Source organism: Neorhizobium sp. IRS_2294 (assembly GCF_050500145.1).
GTDB lineage: Bacteria > Pseudomonadota > Alphaproteobacteria > Rhizobiales > Rhizobiaceae > Neorhizobium > Neorhizobium soli.
The window spans coordinates 1,390,357-1,406,584 of record NZ_CP191439.1 but is presented as its reverse complement, the minus strand read 5'-3'; the positions used below and the strand labels follow the sequence as shown (position 1 = coordinate 1,406,584).

Sequence of the window (16,228 nt, the reverse complement as noted above, 5' to 3'; positions counted from 1 at the left end):
GTGGTGAAAACAGGCCTCACCCGCGATACCGCGATGCACTCTGTCGCAAGTCTGCGACAAAACTCCCCGTCATTGAATGCCAAATCGCTTCATCTTGCGATGCAGGGTGGAACGGCTGACGCCGAGCACCTGCGCTGCCAGCGAGACGTTGCCGTGGACACGAGACAACGCCCGAAGAAGCGCCGAGCGCTCGGCATCGCCCAGGAGTTCTCGCGCATCCCGGCTCGACTCGTGAAGCAGATCGGAGGCCGGGATCCCTTCCGCAATCCGATCGTCGTCCAGACGCAGCGCCGATCGCGCAGCCCGCGTGGCACCGATCACAAGGTCGTCGCGATCTACAGCCAGGAGCGCCATTGGAGATCCCGTCTCACTCGGCACCATCACGAAGCGGGCACCTTGAAACGCGTTTCGGAACAGGTTCAGCTCGATCCGGGATGCCGCCTCACGCACCGTCTGCGACAGGATGGCGATCGTGCCTTCGTTTGCGTCACTTCGGCACGTCGAGACATCGAGCGCGCCGGCCAGAACTCCACGGTGATCACGAATGGGCGCAGTCGTGCAGCTCAGATCGATATTGGATGCAAAGAAGTGCTGGTCGCGGATGATCGATATCGGCCGGTCGTCGGCGATTGCGGTGCCGATCCCGTTGGTCCCGATACTCTCCTCGGTCCAGACCGAGCCGGTCCAGAGGCCCAGCGCACGAAAATCCTTGTCGTCGCCCGCTGCGCCGCGACGGTCAAGCGCGATACCTTTGCTGTCGGTCATCAGGATGCAGCAGCCGGCGCGACCGACGACCATGAACAGCCGATCGAGCTCGTCCCTCGCCTGCCCGATAAGACGCTCCAACTGTTTTCGGGCGACGTCAAGTTCCTGCTCTGTCACCCGCTCCGGCATCCGCCGGTCCTCTGGCGCCAAGTGATGCATGGTCATGCAGCGGCGCCAGGACGCGACTACAGCTGAACTCGCGACAGGGGAATTGGCCGACGCGTAGACTTGGTCGGCATGGGAAACAGGGTCATGCATCGGGCTCCTCCCACCAAATGCGTCACGGCTCGATTGTCGCTAAAAAAACGGGATGTGGCAACAGCGATATAGGGAGCTTCAGTCATTCGGCAGGCCGGTCAGCCTGCCATCCCCCGGACTTGACAGTCACAGTCACCGCAGGCTTCAGTCCGTGCAGCGGAGATGTTTTGATGACACCAGAATCGACTGCGGACGGCGGACGACTATCCTTGCTGGATGTCTATCTTTGCAACCATCGGCCGTTTGGAGAGATCCACGGTATCACGCGTTTCGTCATCCAGTTTCTCTACTTCGGCATCAAGGAAGCGCGGGCCTGCCTGTTCGCCGGCCTGTTTTTTGTGTCGATCTTCATCGTTCCGCGAACGGGCGTGTTCGGCATCCCGCGCTACGACGTTCTGCTGATCATCGCGCTCGCCATCCAGTCCCTGATGATCTGGAGCAAGCTGGAAACCTGGGATGAGGCAAAAGCGATCGGCCTTTTCCACGTGGTTGGCTTTGCGCTCGAAGTGTTCAAGACCTCCGGCAGCATCCAGTCATGGTCATACCCTGACTTCGCCTATGCGAAAGTGCTGGGCGTACCGCTGTTTTCCGGCTTCATGTATGCCGCCGTGGGGAGCTACATCATCCAGGCCTGGCGGCTTTTCGATCTGCGGATCCACCACCATCCCAGCTACTGGATGGCTGGCCTGATCGCGATTGCGATCTACGCGAATTTCTTCACCCACCATTTCATCGGCGACTATCGCTGGTATATCGCTGCCTGCGCGCTCGGCCTTTACGCCCGCACCACCGTCACCTACCGGCCCTACGATCGCGACAGACGGATGCCGCTTCTGGTCGCCTTCGTGCTGATCGGCTTCTTCATCTGGCTGGCGGAGAACATCTCGACCTTTTTCGGGATCTGGCAATATCCGAACCAGATCGGGGCTTGGTCGGTGGTGCATCTTGGGAAATGGAGTTCGTGGTCCCTGCTGGTGGTGATGACATTCACGATCGTTGCGAATCTCAAGCATATCAAACAGAAGATCTACGTCCCCGTTTGAGGCCCCACGCCTCGACAAATGCGGCAGTCCCGATACCGAAAGCGTAAGCTGCGATATTCCACAGGGAAAACACGCGTCCGAGCAACAGTTTGCCGGCCGTCGTCAGTCGAAACGCATCCAACTCGGGCGTGTGATAGAGCCTTGAGAATTCGACGATCAGGGCGATGAGGAATGCCGCAAAGGCAAGCCTGCCGATATTCACCGGTCCAGTCAGGGTGGCCGATGCAAGAAACACCATCGCGCCCCAGAGAACCGACCCATCGTATTTCACGACAAAGAAGGAAAGACCGAGATCGTAACCGAAGCGGCGCAGCAGAAGCCCCGCGGAGATCACAAGCAGCGTGGCGAGGCAGCGCTGAACGCCTATGGATCGTGGTGCAGTCATGCTCGAGCCCGCCCCCTCATTTCCCAAAAGAAAAGGCCGGGCGTTTCCACCCGGCCTTTTCGAAAAGTGCGATCCTGGGATCGAATTATGCGGCTTCGGCAGTTTCTGCTTCAGCAGCAACGCGAGCCTTGTCGGCTGCGCCCTTGGCATCGACGTCGCGTTCGACGAATTCGATGACCGCCATCGGAGCGTTGTCGCCCTGACGATAGCCGGCCTTCATGATGCGCAGGTAGCCGCCGTTGCGGGTTGCGTAACGCGAAGCGATGGCATCGAACAGCTTGCGAACAGCGTCCTGATCCTGGATCTGCGAGATCGCCTGACGACGAGCGTGCAGGTCGCCGCGCTTGCCGAGGGTGACGAGCTTTTCGACGATCGGGCGAATTTCCTTCGCCTTCGGCAGGGTTGTTACGATCTGCTCATGGGTGATGAGCGAAGCCGCCATGTTGGCAAACATGGCTTTGCGGTGGCTTGCGGTGCGGTTGAGCTTACGGCCCGAATTTCCGTGACGCATGGTGTGTCTCCTTCACTTGCAGGCATTCGCCTGCAGTCTGATCCTGTTAGTATTGGTCTTCGTAACGCTTGGCGAGATCTTCGATGTTTTCCGGCGGCCATGCAGGAACTTCCATACCAAGATGGAGGCCCATGGATGCCAGAACTTCCTTGATCTCGTTCAGCGACTTGCGACCGAAATTCGGAGTGCGGAGCATCTCGGCTTCGGTCTTCTGGATGAGGTCGCCGATATAGACGATGTTGTCGTTCTTCAGGCAGTTGGCCGAACGGACGGAAAGTTCCAGTTCGTCGACCTTCTTGAGGAGTGCCGGGTTGAACGCGAGTTCAGTGACGGCTTCCTCTTCTGCTTCCTTCTGCGGCTCGTCGAAGTTGACGAAGACCGACAGCTGGTCCTGAAGGATACGAGCGGCGAAGGCTACGGCGTCTTCACCCGAGACCGAACCATCGGTTTCGATGGTCATGGTCAGCTTGTCATAGTCGAGAACCTGGCCTTCACGGGTGTTTTCCACCTTGTAGGACACTTTCTTGACCGGGGAATACAGGCTGTCGACCGGGATGAGACCGATCGGAGCGTCTTCCGCACGGTTACGATCAGCAGGAACGTAGCCCTTGCCGTTGTTGACCGTGAATTCCATACGGATCTCAGCACCCTCGTCGAGCGTGCAGATCACGTGGTCGGGGTTGAGGATCTCGATATCGCCAACCGTCTGGATGTCACCAGCGGTAACCGAACCCGGACCCTGCTTGCGCACGACCATGCGCTTGGAATCGTCACCATCCATCTTGATGGCGATTTCCTTGATGTTCAGCACGATGTCCGTCACATCTTCCCGAACGCCGGGGATGGAGGAGAATTCGTGCAGAACGCCGTCGATCTGCACTGCGGTAACAGCAGCACCGCGCAGCGACGACAAAAGTACGCGGCGAAGCGCGTTGCCGAGCGTCAGGCCGAAGCCGCGCTCGAGAGGCTCAGCAACAAGCGTTGCCTTTGTACGGCCGGAAGAGGAAAACTCCACCTTGTTCGGCTTAATCAGTTCCTGCCAGTTCTTCTGGATCATGACCTACTACCTTCCGTTCGTTACCACCATCCAATCGTGGTAACCGAGCACGAGGAACACCGGAAATACCCTTCCGGCTATACGGTGAAAGCCGCCTCGACTCTTTCAGGAGACGGAGCGGCTATTACCGGGTTCAGATGAAGATCGCTGCGAAGCGAGCTCCAAAAACGTCCATTAGACGCGGCGCTTCTTGCGCGGGCGGCAACCGTTGTGCGGGATCGGGGTCACGTCGCGGATCGAGGTGATCATGAAGCCGGCAGCCTGCAGAGCACGCAGAGCCGACTCGCGACCGGAACCCGGACCGCAGACTTCGACTTCGAGCGACTTCATGCCGTGCTCCTGAGCCTTCTTGGCGCAGTCTTCGGCAGCGATCTGCGCTGCGAACGGGGTCGACTTGCGCGAACCCTTAAAGCCCTTGGCACCAGCAGACGACCAGGCAATTGCATTGCCCTGTGCGTCGGTGATGGTGATCATCGTGTTGTTGAACGTCGAATTGACGTGGGCAACGCCCGACGTAATATTTTTGCGTTCGCGGCGGCGTACGCGTGTGGCTTCCTTGGCCATGGTATTCCTTTCGTTGATCTCTGCACCGCCGTAATGCCAGCGGCTCCACCTCAGATCGAACAGTCACGAAAAAGCGGACAGGAGCCCTGCCCGCTTTGCGACTATCGATCCAAAATTACTTCTTCTTACCAGCAATCGCCTTTGCCGGACCCTTGCGGGTGCGGGCATTGGTGTGCGTGCGCTGACCGCGGACCGGAAGGCCACGACGGTGACGCAGGCCGCGATAGCAGCCGAGGTCCATGAGGCGCTTGATGTTCATCGCGGTTTCGCGACGAAGATCACCTTCGACGCGATAATCGCGGTCGATGGTTTCGCGGATCTGCAGGACTTCAGAGTTGGTCAGCTGATGGACGCGCTTTTCAGCGGCAAGACCAACCTTCTCCATAATTTCCTGTGCGAATTTCGGGCCGATCCCGTGAATGTAGGTCAGCGCGATGACAACGCGCTTCGCAGTCGGGATGTTGACGCCAGCGATACGTGCCACGTCTATTCTCCTTGCGTTCCGGTTGCCATCCGGCAAGCGGTACTTCTTCCATGAAAGCGACCTTTGGATACGGTCGCCAGTTCAAACTTCATACGAGACAGGCAAAATGATCGCCCCGGATGTCCTTGCGGGAATCCGCGCCGATCGCTGTAAAACTGTCGCGAGTTGGCGCGGTGTGTAGCGGAATCAGTGCTTGAATGCAACTGCTCCACCCCAAGATTCTTTAACCCATCCAAGACAGTCTCAGAGACTGGCAAGGATCTTTTCGATATCGGCCGTGACAGTATCCATCTCGGCCATGCCATCGACAACCTTGAGCTTGCCTTTGGCATAGTAGTAACCAATGAGCGGCGAGGTTTCCTTGTAGTAAACCTCGAGACGCTTGGTCATGGTCTCGGCGTTGTCGTCCGGCCGACGCTTGAAGTGGGTCGAGCCACACTTGTCGCACGTGCCCTCCGACGAAGGCTTCTTATCCGAGTCGTGGTAGACCGTCCCGCACTGGGCGCAGGAATAGCGACCGGAGACGCGACGGACAAGCTCCTTATCGTCGACGCGAAGTTCAATCACGACGGAAAGATCGAGCCCCTTGGCAGACAGCATCGCCTCCGTGGCGTCCGCCTGCACGAGCGTGCGGGGAAAACCGTCAAGGATGAAACCGTTCGCGCAGTCGGCCGCGTCTATGCGCTCCGAGACGATCGCGTTGACGATCTCGTCAGAGACGAGATTGCCCGCATCCATGACTGCCTTGGCGCGCTTGCCGACTTCGGTCTCAGCTGCCACGGCTGCCCGCAGCATATCACCAGTGGAGAGCTGCGGAATGCCATGCTTCTCCACGATCCGCTGGGCTTGGGTCCCCTTGCCCGCGCCCGGCGGTCCTAAAAGAATCAGTCTCATCGTCCCCTCTTTCCACCGCGTAGTTTCGACTTCTTGATCAATCCCTCATACTGCTGCGCGATGAGGTGTCCCTGGATCTGCGCAACCGTATCAAGGGTTACACTGACCACGATCAAAAGCGAAGTACCACCAAGGGCTAACGGAACGCCCGTTCTGGCCACCAGGAATTCGGGAAGAATGCAGACCACGACGAGATAGATAGCGCCGACGACCGTGATTCGGGTCAGGACGTAATCGATATATTCCGCGGTACGCTCACCGGGACGGATGCCGGGAATGAAGCCGCCGTGCTTCTTCAGGTTATCAGCCGTATCCTTCGGGTTGAAGACGATGGCCGTGTAGAAGAAGGCGAAGAACGCGATCAGCATGGCGTAGAACAGCATAAACAGCGGCTGGCCGTGGCCAAGAGCTGCAATGATCCCCGTCGCCCAGTCTGGCAGCTGTGAATTGCCGGCAAAGCCTGCAGCCGTTGCCGGCAGAAGCAGAAGCGAGGATGCAAAGATTGCCGGAATAACGCCCGCTGTATTGAGCTTCAGCGGAAGGTGCGAGGTATCGCCCTGGAACATGCGGTTGCCGACCTGACGCTTCGGATACTGGATCAGGAGCCGGCGCTGGGCGCGTTCAACAAACACGATCAGCGCAATGACGGCGATCGCGACGATGATAACGGTGAGAATCAGAGCCGTCGGCAGAGCGCCGGTACGACCGAGTTCCATTGTGTTGGCGAGCGCGCCAGGAAGGCCTGCGGCAATACCGGCAAAGATGATCAGCGAAATACCGTTGCCGATACCGCGCGAGGTGATCTGCTCACCAAGCCACATCAGGAACATCGTGCCGCCAAGCAGCGTGACGACCGTTGAGAGCGTGAAGAACCAGCCCGGGTTGGACACGATGCCCTGACCGCTCGAAAGGCCGGCAGCGATGCCGTAGGCCTGAAGCGCGCCGAGAATCACGGTGCCGTAGCGAGTGTACTGATTGATGATTTTGCGACCCGCCTCGCCTTCCTTCTTCAGGTTCTCGAGCGACGGGACGACCGAAGTCATCAGCTGCACGATAATCGAAGCGGAAATGTAAGGCATGATACCGAGGGCGAAGATCGCCATGCGCTCGACAGCACCGCCGGAGAACATGTTGAAGAGGCCGAGAATGCCACCCGACTGACCGCTAAAGGCCTGCGCATAGGCTTCAGGGTTGAGGCCTGGCAGCGGAATATGCGTGCCCAAGCGATAGACAAGAAGCGCTGCCAGCGTGAACCACAGGCGTTTCTTGAGATCTTCCGCCTTGGCGAAAGTTTTGAAATTCAGATTTGAGGCCAGTTGTTCAGCTGCAGAAGCCATGCAATTCTCCGCCCGACCCATCCCCCGGCGGCATGTGCCTTCCGGAACGCAGTCTTGATTCTGTTTTCAGAAAGCTGGGGGCGCGAGATGCTGTCGCAATCGCCTGCCTCACCCATTTTTCCGTCTGATCCCGGTAGCTGACCGGCCGGACTGCCTTGGGGATCGTGAGGCTCACATATGGACATAAAATCACCCGGTGTGAAGCTCACACCGGGTGATTTTCAAACGATTTATTCAGCGGCTGTTTCAGCAACCACGAGCAGCTTGATCGAGCCGCCCGACTTTTCGATCTTTTCGACGGCAGCCTTGGAGGCACCGGCGACTTCGATCGAAACCTTGGTTGTCAGTTCGCCGCCGGACAGGACGCGAACGCCGTCCTTGAGGCGACGGATGACGCCGGCAGCCTTGAGAGCTGCTGCGTCGACAGTCGCGTTTGCGTCGAGCTTGCCAGCATCAATCGCAGTCTGGATACGGCCGAGCGATACGGTTGCGTATTCAGATGCGAAGATGTTGTTGAAGCCGCGCTTCGGAAGACGACGGTAGATTGGCATCTGACCGCCTTCGAAGCCGTTGATCGAGACGCCTGAACGGGCCTTCTGACCCTTGACGCCGCGTCCACCGGTCTTGCCCTTGCCGGAACCGATACCGCGACCAACGCGGATACGGTCCTTCGAAGAGCCTTCGTTGTCCTTGATCTCATTCAGTTTCATGGTCAATTCCTCCGTCTCACTTCTCTTCGACGACGCGAACGAGATGCTGGACAGCACGGATCATGCCACGAACGGAAGGAGTATCTTCCAGAGTGCTGGTCCGATGCATCTTGTTGAGGCCAAGACCGATCAGCGTTGCGCGCTGTTCGGCCGGGCGGCGGATTGGGCTGCCGATCTGCTGAACGGTAACCGTCTTTGCTTCAGTCTTCTGCGTAGCCTTAGCCATGGTTCAGACTCCTCTTATTCTTCCGACGCATTGCCGGAAGCGGCGCGGCGCGACTGCAGGGTGGCATACTTGAGGCCACGCTGAGCTGCTACGTCCTTCGGATGCACCTGGTGCTTCAGAGCGTCGAACGTTGCGCGAACCATGTTGTATGGGTTCGACGAACCAGTCGACTTCGCAACAACGTCATGGACGCCGAGCGTTTCGAATACAGCGCGCATCGGGCCGCCGGCGATGATACCGGTACCAGCCTTGGCCGAGCGCAGCAGAACCTTGCCGGCGCCGTGACGACCATTGACGTCGTGATGCAGCGTACGGCCGTCACGCAGCGGTACGAAGATCAGATCGCGCTTTGCAGATTCGGTTGCCTTGCGGATGGCTTCCGGCACTTCGCGTGCCTTGCCATGACCGAAGCCAACGCGACCCTTCTGGTCGCCGACGACGACAAGAGCAGCAAAACCGAAACGACGGCCGCCCTTGACGACCTTGGCGACGCGGTTGATCGCGACCAGCTTGTCGACGAATTCGCTATCGCGTTCTTCGCGGTTCTGGCGATCGTTGCCCGAACCTCTTCTTTCCTGTGCCATTGTCCTTTTCCTTTTTCTTTTGCGGGTGGAACGGCAGGTTGAGATTGTCCGGCGTACCGGACGTGATGCGGTAAAACCGCAAATCGCCCGGCCTCCCCTTCTTCAGGCAGACCGGGCGAAATTTCTTAGAAGCTCAGGCCGCCTTCGCGGGCAGCTTCAGCAAGAGCCTTGATGCGGCCGTGGTAGATGAAGGCGCCGCGGTCGAACACGACTTCCGTCACGCCAGCCTTGGCAGCGCGCTCTGCAACCAACTTGCCAACGGCAGCAGCTGCTGCAACGTCCGCACCGGTCTTCAGCGACTTGCGCAGATCGACGTCGAGCGTGGAAGCGGCTGCAAGCGTGCGGCCGGCCACGTCGTCGATGACCTGAACGTAGATGTTTTTCGAGGAGCGGTGAACCGACAGACGCGGACGGCCATTTGCGACCTTCTTGATCTGACGGCGAACACGGCTCGCACGCTTTGTGAGTGCTTCTTTTCTGGTAGCCATGATCCCGCGTCCTTACTTCTTCTTGCCTTCCTTGCGGACGATCCGTTCCTCAGCGTACTTGACGCCTTTGCCCTTGTAGGGCTCTGGACCGCGGTATTCGCGGATTTCCGCTGCTACCTGACCGACCTGCTGTTTATTAATGCCGGAGACGATGATTTCCGTCGGCTTCGGCACGGCAATGGTGATGCCTTCCGGGGTCTGATAGACCACGTCGTGGCTGAAACCGAGAGCCAGCTGCAGGTTCTTGCCCTGCAGCGACGCGCGGTAACCAACGCCGTTGATTTCAAGCTTGCGCTCGAAACCGTCCTTCACACCCTTCAGGATGTTTTCGATCATCGTGCGGGACATGCCCCACTTCGAACGAGCATCCTTGGAATCGTTGACCGGAGTCACCGAAATGGCATTGTCTTTGATTTCAAGCTTGATTTCGTCGTTAGCGACGAAGAAAAGCTCGCCCTTCGGGCCCTTGGCAGTGACTTTCTGGCCATCAACCGAGGCCGTGATCCCTGCAGGAACCTGAACGGGCTTTTTACCGATACGAGACATTATTCAATCCTGTCTGTTCGCTAGGGAGATCCTTGCGCAGTCTTAGAAGACCGAGCAAAGAACCTCGCCGCCTACGTTCTGTTCGCGAGCCTGGTGATCGGCCATCACGCCCTTCGGAGTCGAAAGGATGGTGATGCCGAGGCCGTTCGCGACCTGAGGGATGGACTTGACCGAGACATAAACTCGGCGGCCCGGCTTGGACACGCGGCCGATCTCACGGATCACCGACGCGCCTTCGTAGTACTTCAGTTCGATTTCGATCTCGGCCTTGCCGTTGCCGAAATCGGTTTCAGTGTAACCGCGGATGTAGCCTTCAGCCTGCAGCACGTCGAGAACGCGAACGCGCAGCCTGGAGGCTGGCGTCGAAACGGTCGACTTGCGGCGGGAAGCGCCGTTGCGGATACGTGTGAGCATATCGCCCAAGGGATCAGTCATGGTCATCTAACGATCTCCTTACCAGCTCGACTTGACGATGCCCGGCACTTTGCCGAGGCTGCCGAGTTCGCGAAGTGCAATACGCGACATCTTAAGCTTGCGATAGAAAGCGCGTGGGCGACCGGTGACTTCGCAACGGTTGCGGATACGCGTCTTCGAGCCATCGCGCGGCAGAGAAGCGAGCTTGATAGTTGCCTTGAACCGCTCTTCGATCGGAAGTTCCTGGTTCATGATGGTCGCCTTCAATACAGCACGCTTGGCTGCATGGTCCGCGACGGTCTTGCGGCGGCGCTTGTTCTTTTCAACTGCGCTGGTTTTCGCCATATCGGAGTTCCTTTTAAACGCTCGTCGTTACGGTTACTGGCGGAACGGGAAGTTGAACTCTTTCAGGAGAGCCCGTGCTTCGTCGTCGTTGGTAGCCGTCGTGCAAACGATGATGTCCATGCCCCACATCTGATCAACCTTGTCGTAGTTGATCTCCGGGAACACAATGTGTTCCTTGATGCCCATGGCGAAGTTGCCACGGCCGTCAAAGGACTTCGGGTTCAGGCCGCGAAAGTCGCGAACGCGCGGAAGCGCGATGTTGACCAGTCGATCCATGAATTCGTACATGCGGGCGCCGCGAAGCGTAACCTTGGCACCGATCGGCATGAATTCGCGAACCTTGAAGCCCGCGATGGAATTCCGTGCCTTTGTGATGACCGGCTTCTGGCCGGCGATCGCTGCGAGGTCGGCTGCTGCAACCGTTGGCTTCTTGCTGTCGGCAGTTGCTTCGCCCACACCCATGTTGATGACGATCTTGTCCAGCTTGGGGATCATCATGTCGTTGGAGTAGGAAAACTGCTCCTTCAGCGCGGCGCGGATGCGGGAAACGTATTCCGCCTTGAGCCGCGGCTCATACTTGGACTCAGCCATCGATCACATCTCCCGTACGCTTGGCGACACGCACCTTCTTACCGTCGACGACCGAGAAACCAACGCGAGTTGGCTTACCGTCTTTCGCGGCAACCGCGATGTTCGACAGATGGATGGACGCTTCCTTGTTGATGATGCCAGCTTCCTGCGTCTGCGACTGACGCTGGTGGCGCTTCACCATGTTGATGCCGCGAACGACCGCACGGTCTTCCTTCGGCATAACCTGGATTACTTCACCGGTGCGGCCCTTGTCCTTGCCGGTCAGTACGACGACGTTGTCGCCCTTCTTGATCTTCTGCATATCTCTCGCTCCTTACAGAACTTCAGGAGCCAGCGAGATGATCTTCATGTGGTTCTTAGCACGAAGTTCGCGCGGAACCGGTCCGAAGATACGGGTGCCGATCGGCTCTTTCTTGTTGTCGATGAGGACCGCTGCGTTGTTGTCGAAGCGGATGACGCTGCCGTCGGCGCGACGGATGTCCTTGGCGGTACGCACAACCACCGCCTTCATCACGTCACCCTTCTTCACGCGGCCGCGCGGAATAGCTTCCTTGATCGAAACGACGATAACGTCGCCGATCGAAGCGTACTTGCGCTTGGAGCCGCCCAGCACCTTGATGCACATGACACGACGTGCGCCGGAATTATCCGCCACGTCGAGGTTTGTTTGCATCTGAATCATGTCAGGTCGCCTTTTTCTAATGACCAACTATCCGCGCGCATGAATACGAACGGAGCTGGCTATGAACACATTTTCAGTATGCGCGGGATCGGTCTTGCCAAGGTGGTTTCCCTAAGTGGGACCTTCCGTGCGCTGAAAGCAAAAGAACGCTCGTTTCCGAGCGTTCTACGCCAGTGGCGTGCTTCTTACAGGATTCTGTGTCCGACGCAAGGGCCTGACGCAAAATCCTGAAGTCTTTAAGCCTGGGCGTTGATAACCGTCCAGGTCTTGTCTTTGGAGATCGGGGCGCATTCCTGAATGGAAACTACGTCACCAACCTTGAACTGGTTGTTTTCGTCATGGGCCTTGTACTTCTTGGACCGGCGAACGGTCTTCTGAAGCAAAGGGTGAGCGAAGCGGCGCTCGACGCGGACAACAACGGTCTTCTCGTTCTTGTCGGAAACGACTACGCCCTGCAGAATGCGTTTCGGCATATTATTCTTCCTTTAGGCCTTGGCTTCTGCCGCCTTCTGGCGGGCAATGGTTTTCACGCGAGCGATATCCTTGCGGACCTCGGTGATGCGCGAGGATTTCTCGAGCTGGCCGGTGGCCTTCTGGAAGCGCAGGTTGAACTGCTCCTTCTTCAGGTCAGCAAGCTTGTCCTTGAGCTGGTCGGCGGTCAGACCGCGTACGTCTTCGGCTTTCATCGTGCCTTCTCCTTAATCTGCGATGCGCTGTACGAAGCGCGTCGTGACCGAGAGCTTGGCAGACCCGAGGCGAAGTGCCTCGCGCGCGATCTCTTCCGAAACGCCGTCGATCTCGAACATGATACGACCAGGCTTGACCTTGCAAGCCCAGTATTCGACAGAACCCTTACCCTTACCCATGCGCACTTCGGTCGGCTTTGCCGTGACCGGTACGTCTGGGAATACGCGGATCCATACACGACCCGCACGCTTCATGTAACGTGTGATCGCGCGGCGAGCCGCTTCGATCTCACGTGCGTTGACGCGGTTCGGTTCCTGAGCCTTCAGACCGAATTCGCCGAATGCGAGGTCGAAGCCACCCTTGGCAACGCCCTTGATGCGGCCCTTGAACTGCTTGCGGAACTTGGTACGCTTTGGCTGCAACATTTTATTACTTCTCCGAGCTTATCTTTCGCCAGCGCTAATCAAGCGTTTTCACGTTCGCGGCGACGGTCGCCACGATCGCCACGCTCACGGCTTGCCGGACCCTGCGCATCGCCTTCCAGCGCGCGACGTTCCGACGCCATCGGATCGTGCTCAAGGATTTCGCCCTTGAAGATCCAGACCTTGATGCCGCAGATACCGAATGCGGTTTCGGCTTCAGCCGTACCGTAGTCGATGTCGGCGCGCAGTGTGTGCAACGGCACGCGGCCTTCGCGGTACCATTCGGTACGAGCGATTTCCGCGCCACCGAGACGGCCGGCGCAAGTGATCTTGATGCCTTCGGCGCCAAGACGCATGGCGGACTGAACAGCACGCTTCATCGCACGGCGGAAAGCCACGCGGCGTTCGAGCTGCTGGGCGATCGACTGGGCAACGAGCGTTGCGTCGACTTCCGGCTTGCGCACTTCAACGATGTTGAGGTGCGTTTCGGAGTTGGTCATCGTCGAGATCTTCTTGCGAAGCTTCTCGATGTCCGCGCCCTTCTTGCCGATGATCAGACCTGGACGAGCCGAGTGGATCGTGACGCGGCACTTCTTGTGCGGACGCTCGATAACCACCTTGGCGATGCCGGCCTGCTTCAGCTCGGACATCAGGTATGCGCGGATCTTCAGGTCTTCATGAAGCAGCTGGCCGTATTCGGCGTTGTCGGCGAACCAACGGCTGTCCCATGTACGGTTGATGCCGAGGCGAAAACCGATAGGATTGATTTTCTGACCCATTATGCGGCCTCCCCTTTTTCCTCGACTTCGCGAACGACGATCGTCAGATGCGCGAACGGCTTTTCGATCCGCGATGCACGGCCACGGCCGCGAGCGTGGAAACGCTTCATCGTGATCGACTTGCCGACGTAAGCTTCCGCTACGATCAGGGTGTCGACGTCGAGGTCATGGTTGTTTTCGGCGTTGGCGATAGCGGACTCGAGAGTCTTCTTCACCGTGCCTGCGATGCGCTTGCGGGAGAACTCGAGTTCTGCCAGAGCGCGTTCAACCTTCTTGCCGCGGATCATGGCGGCAACCAGGTTTAGCTTCTGCGGGCTGACGCGAAGCGTACGGGCGACTGCCTGTGCTTCGTTGTCCTTCAGCCGGCGTTCGGTCTTTGCCTTCGCCATGATTACTTCCTCTTCGCCTTCTTGTCCGCGCCGTGACCGTAATAGGTCCGGGTGGGAGCGAATTCACCAAACTTGTGTCCGACCATGTCTTCGTTGACGCTGACCGGCACGTGCTTGTTGCCGTTGTAGACGCCGAACGTCAAACCGACAAACTGCGGCAAGATCGTGGACCGACGGGTCCACATCTTGATCACTTCACTGCGTCCGCCTTCGCGCACCTTCTCAGCCTTCTTGAGAAGATAGCCGTCAACAAACGGACCTTTCCAAACTGAACGAGCCATTTAACGACTTCCTCTCTTACTTCTTGACGTGGCGCGAGCGCATGATGAACTTGTCCGTGGACTTGTTCGAACGCGTGCGCTTGCCCTTGGTGGGCTTGCCCCACGGGGACACCGGATGGCGTCCACCAGAGGTACGGCCTTCACCACCGCCGTGCGGGTGGTCGACCGGGTTCATGACAACGCCGCGGTTATGCGGACGCTTGCCACGCCATACGGTACGACCGGCCTTGCCGTCGTTGATGTTGCCGTGATCGGGGTTGGAGACAGCACCGATCGAAGCCAGGCAGGAGCCCGGAACGAGACGCTGTTCACCAGAGTTGAGACGCAGGATCGCCATGCCGGAATCGCGGCCGACGAGCTGTACGTAGGTGCCGGCGGAGCGAGCAATCTGACCGCCCTTGCCTGGCTTCATTTCGACGTTGTGAACGATCGAACCAACCGGGATGAACTGCAGCGGCATCGTGTTGCCGGGCTTCACGTCGACAGCCTTCGAGGAAGCGATGACCTTGTCGCCTGCAGCAAGACGCTGCGGAGCGATGATGTAGGCCTGTTCGCCATCCGCGTAGGTGATGAGCGCGATGAACGCCGTACGGTTAGGGTCGTATTCCAGACGCTCGACCGTGCCTTCAATGTCGAACTTGCGACGCTTGAAGTCGACCAGACGGTAGGTACGCTTGTGACCACCGCCGATGAAGCGGGCAGTGATACGACCGTTGTTGTTGCGACCACCGCTCTTGGACAGACCTTCAGTCAGCGACTTGAGGGGCTTGCCCTTCCAGAGGCCCGAACGGTCGACGATAACCAGCTGACGCTGGCTCGGGGTCGTCGGATTATAGCTTTTCAGTGCCATTTTTCTTTACCTCAGAGACCGGTGGAGATGTCGATCGTCTGACCTTCGGCCAGGGTTACGACAGCCTTCTTGACGTCCTTCTGCTTGCCGATGAAGCCCTTGAAGCGCTTCACCTTGCCCTTGCGGACCAGCGTATTGACGGCAGTGACCTTCACACCGAAGAGAGCTTCTACGGCAGCCTTGATTTCCGGCTTCGAAGCAGTCTTGGCAACGTTGAAGACGATCTGGTTATACTCGGAAACCAGTGTCGACTTTTCGGTGATCGAAGGAGATACGATCACATCATAGTGGCGAATGTCGGTCACTTGAAACGCTCCTCGAGGGCTTCAACCGCAGCCTTGGAAAGCACGAGCTTACCGCGACGCAGGATGTCGTAAACATTGATGCCCTGGACCGGCAGAACGTCCACATTCGGGATGTTCTGGGCTGCGAGCTTGAAGTTGCTGTCGAGCTCAGCACCGCCGATGAACAGCACGTTGGTGAGGCCGAGCGATGCGAACGTACCGACGAGAGCCTTGGTCTTTGCTTCAGAAGCAACCAGGTTGTCGATGACGATCAGATCTTCAGACTTCAGCTTTGCAGACAGGGCGTGACGCAGAGCAAGAGCGCGAACCTTCTTAGGAAGGTCATGCTCGTGGCTGCGGACGACCGGGCCGTGTGCACGACCACCACCACGGAACTGCGGAGCGCGAGCCGAATGGTGACGAGCGCGGCCCGTACCCTTCTGCTTGAACATCTTCGCACCGGTGCGAGCAATCTCGGAACGGCTCTTGGTCTTGTGCGTGCCCTGCTGCTTCTTAGCGAGCTGGTAACGCACCATGCGTGCGAGGATATCCTCGCGTGGGTCGAGGCCGAAAATCGCGTCCGACAGGGAAACCTGGCCGGCGTCTTTTCCCTCGAGGGTCTTGACGTTGAATTCCATAATAGCTGGCTCCC

At 58.4% G+C, this 16,228-nt stretch carries 28 protein-coding genes; 1 reads left to right on the top strand and 27 read right to left on the bottom strand.

The genetic code is table 11. The features are described 5' to 3' along the window. Positions 1-69 precede the first annotated feature (69 nt). Positions 70-1,023 carry a helix-turn-helix domain-containing protein gene (locus tag ACQY1K_RS06765; RefSeq protein ID WP_430258564.1) on the bottom strand — a complete coding sequence of 318 codons (954 nt, stop codon included), beginning with the start codon at positions 1,021-1,023 and terminating at the stop codon, positions 70-72. Between the two features lie 170 nt (positions 1,024-1,193). Between ACQY1K_RS06765 and ACQY1K_RS06760 the strand changes: the two genes are divergently transcribed. After that, complete coding sequence (locus ACQY1K_RS06760) at positions 1,194-2,066, top strand: DUF817 domain-containing protein (protein ID WP_430258563.1); 873 nt, start codon at positions 1,194-1,196, stop codon at positions 2,064-2,066. Here the strand turns inward: ACQY1K_RS06760 and ACQY1K_RS06755 are convergent. The 26 genes from ACQY1K_RS06755 to rplD all read right to left on the bottom strand — a co-directional run bounded on the left by ACQY1K_RS06755 (position 2,038) and on the right by rplD (position 16,214). Next, complete coding sequence (locus ACQY1K_RS06755; RefSeq protein ID WP_430258562.1) at positions 2,038-2,451, bottom strand: DUF2809 domain-containing protein; 414 nt, start codon at positions 2,449-2,451, stop codon at positions 2,038-2,040. The two genes, ACQY1K_RS06760 and ACQY1K_RS06755, sit on opposite strands and share 29 nt — an antisense overlap. A gap of 85 nt (positions 2,452-2,536) precedes the next feature. Then, on the bottom strand, positions 2,537-2,962 hold the full coding sequence (rplQ, locus tag ACQY1K_RS06750) for a 50S ribosomal protein L17 (RefSeq protein ID WP_062457711.1): 426 nt from the start codon (positions 2,960-2,962) through the stop codon (positions 2,537-2,539). A 46-nt stretch (positions 2,963-3,008) separates the two neighbouring features. Next, positions 3,009-4,019: a DNA-directed RNA polymerase subunit alpha gene (locus ACQY1K_RS06745; RefSeq protein ID WP_062457714.1), complete on the bottom strand. Its 1,011-nt coding sequence runs from the start codon at positions 4,017-4,019 to the stop codon at positions 3,009-3,011. A 174-nt stretch (positions 4,020-4,193) separates the two neighbouring features. Next, the gene (gene rpsK / locus ACQY1K_RS06740) at positions 4,194-4,583 is read right to left on the bottom strand and encodes a 30S ribosomal protein S11 (RefSeq protein WP_007766864.1); all 390 of its coding nucleotides are present in this window, start codon (positions 4,581-4,583) and stop codon (positions 4,194-4,196) included. Between the two features lie 115 nt (positions 4,584-4,698). Next, positions 4,699-5,067, bottom strand: a complete 369-nt coding sequence (gene rpsM / locus ACQY1K_RS06735; RefSeq protein WP_430258561.1) for a 30S ribosomal protein S13 — start codon at positions 5,065-5,067, stop codon at positions 4,699-4,701. 243 nt (positions 5,068-5,310) lie between these two features. After that, positions 5,311-5,961, bottom strand: a complete 651-nt coding sequence (locus ACQY1K_RS06730) for an adenylate kinase (RefSeq protein ID WP_430258560.1) — start codon at positions 5,959-5,961, stop codon at positions 5,311-5,313. Continuing rightward, a complete protein-coding gene (gene secY, locus ACQY1K_RS06725) occupies positions 5,958-7,298 on the bottom strand; it encodes a preprotein translocase subunit SecY (protein ID WP_062457722.1) in 1,341 nt (446 codons plus the stop codon). The genes ACQY1K_RS06730 and secY overlap by 4 nt, the downstream gene beginning before the upstream one ends. Before the next feature lie 230 nt (positions 7,299-7,528). Continuing rightward, complete coding sequence (gene rplO / locus ACQY1K_RS06720) at positions 7,529-8,008, bottom strand: 50S ribosomal protein L15 (RefSeq protein ID WP_062457725.1); 480 nt, start codon at positions 8,006-8,008, stop codon at positions 7,529-7,531. A gap of 16 nt (positions 8,009-8,024) precedes the next feature. Then, positions 8,025-8,234, bottom strand: a complete 210-nt coding sequence (rpmD, locus tag ACQY1K_RS06715) for a 50S ribosomal protein L30 (RefSeq protein ID WP_062457727.1) — start codon at positions 8,232-8,234, stop codon at positions 8,025-8,027. 14 nt (positions 8,235-8,248) lie between these two features. Continuing rightward, positions 8,249-8,818 (bottom strand): 30S ribosomal protein S5, encoded by a 570-nt coding sequence (gene rpsE, locus ACQY1K_RS06710; protein ID WP_062457730.1) that lies wholly within the window; start codon positions 8,816-8,818, stop codon positions 8,249-8,251. Positions 8,819-8,943: 125 nt separating this feature from the next. Continuing rightward, complete coding sequence (gene rplR / locus ACQY1K_RS06705; protein WP_062457734.1) at positions 8,944-9,306, bottom strand: 50S ribosomal protein L18; 363 nt, start codon at positions 9,304-9,306, stop codon at positions 8,944-8,946. A 12-nt stretch (positions 9,307-9,318) separates the two neighbouring features. Further along, the gene (gene rplF, locus ACQY1K_RS06700) at positions 9,319-9,852 is read right to left on the bottom strand and encodes a 50S ribosomal protein L6 (RefSeq protein WP_062457738.1); all 534 of its coding nucleotides are present in this window, start codon (positions 9,850-9,852) and stop codon (positions 9,319-9,321) included. A gap of 42 nt (positions 9,853-9,894) precedes the next feature. Beyond that, complete coding sequence (gene rpsH, locus ACQY1K_RS06695) at positions 9,895-10,293, bottom strand: 30S ribosomal protein S8 (RefSeq protein ID WP_062457741.1); 399 nt, start codon at positions 10,291-10,293, stop codon at positions 9,895-9,897. A gap of 12 nt (positions 10,294-10,305) precedes the next feature. Beyond that, on the bottom strand, positions 10,306-10,611 hold the full coding sequence (rpsN, locus tag ACQY1K_RS06690) for a 30S ribosomal protein S14 (protein WP_062457744.1): 306 nt from the start codon (positions 10,609-10,611) through the stop codon (positions 10,306-10,308). A gap of 33 nt (positions 10,612-10,644) precedes the next feature. Beyond that, positions 10,645-11,202 carry a 50S ribosomal protein L5 gene (gene rplE, locus ACQY1K_RS06685; RefSeq protein WP_062457747.1) on the bottom strand — a complete coding sequence of 186 codons (558 nt, stop codon included), beginning with the start codon at positions 11,200-11,202 and terminating at the stop codon, positions 10,645-10,647. Beyond that, entirely contained in the window at positions 11,195-11,503 is a 309-nt protein-coding gene (gene rplX / locus ACQY1K_RS06680; protein WP_062457750.1) for a 50S ribosomal protein L24, read from the bottom strand. The genes rplE and rplX overlap by 8 nt, the downstream gene beginning before the upstream one ends. 12 nt (positions 11,504-11,515) lie before the next feature. Further along, positions 11,516-11,884 (bottom strand): 50S ribosomal protein L14, encoded by a 369-nt coding sequence (gene rplN, locus ACQY1K_RS06675; protein ID WP_052638136.1) that lies wholly within the window; start codon positions 11,882-11,884, stop codon positions 11,516-11,518. A 236-nt stretch (positions 11,885-12,120) separates the two neighbouring features. After that, entirely contained in the window at positions 12,121-12,357 is a 237-nt protein-coding gene (gene rpsQ, locus ACQY1K_RS06670; RefSeq protein WP_062457753.1) for a 30S ribosomal protein S17, read from the bottom strand. Positions 12,358-12,369: 12 nt separating this feature from the next. Next, entirely contained in the window at positions 12,370-12,570 is a 201-nt protein-coding gene (gene rpmC, locus ACQY1K_RS06665) for a 50S ribosomal protein L29 (RefSeq protein ID WP_007770142.1), read from the bottom strand. 12 nt (positions 12,571-12,582) lie between these two features. Next, a complete protein-coding gene (gene rplP, locus ACQY1K_RS06660; protein WP_062457756.1) occupies positions 12,583-12,996 on the bottom strand; it encodes a 50S ribosomal protein L16 in 414 nt (137 codons plus the stop codon). Positions 12,997-13,034: 38 nt separating this feature from the next. Beyond that, positions 13,035-13,772: a 30S ribosomal protein S3 gene (gene rpsC, locus ACQY1K_RS06655; RefSeq protein ID WP_062457759.1), complete on the bottom strand. Its 738-nt coding sequence runs from the start codon at positions 13,770-13,772 to the stop codon at positions 13,035-13,037. Continuing rightward, positions 13,772-14,161 (bottom strand): 50S ribosomal protein L22, encoded by a 390-nt coding sequence (gene rplV, locus ACQY1K_RS06650; RefSeq protein ID WP_062457763.1) that lies wholly within the window; start codon positions 14,159-14,161, stop codon positions 13,772-13,774. The genes rpsC and rplV overlap by 1 nt, the downstream gene beginning before the upstream one ends. Positions 14,162-14,163: 2 nt before the next feature. Next, on the bottom strand, positions 14,164-14,442 hold the full coding sequence (rpsS, locus tag ACQY1K_RS06645) for a 30S ribosomal protein S19 (RefSeq protein WP_062457765.1): 279 nt from the start codon (positions 14,440-14,442) through the stop codon (positions 14,164-14,166). 16 nt (positions 14,443-14,458) lie between these two features. Then, entirely contained in the window at positions 14,459-15,292 is an 834-nt protein-coding gene (gene rplB, locus ACQY1K_RS06640; protein ID WP_430258559.1) for a 50S ribosomal protein L2, read from the bottom strand. A gap of 11 nt (positions 15,293-15,303) precedes the next feature. Next, positions 15,304-15,597, bottom strand: coding sequence for a 50S ribosomal protein L23 (locus ACQY1K_RS06635; protein WP_062457771.1), 294 nt, complete (start codon positions 15,595-15,597; stop codon positions 15,304-15,306). Beyond that, on the bottom strand, positions 15,594-16,214 hold the full coding sequence (rplD, locus tag ACQY1K_RS06630) for a 50S ribosomal protein L4 (protein ID WP_062457774.1): 621 nt from the start codon (positions 16,212-16,214) through the stop codon (positions 15,594-15,596). Before rplD ends, ACQY1K_RS06635 begins: the two co-directional genes overlap by 4 nt. Positions 16,215-16,228: the final 14 nt, after the last annotated feature.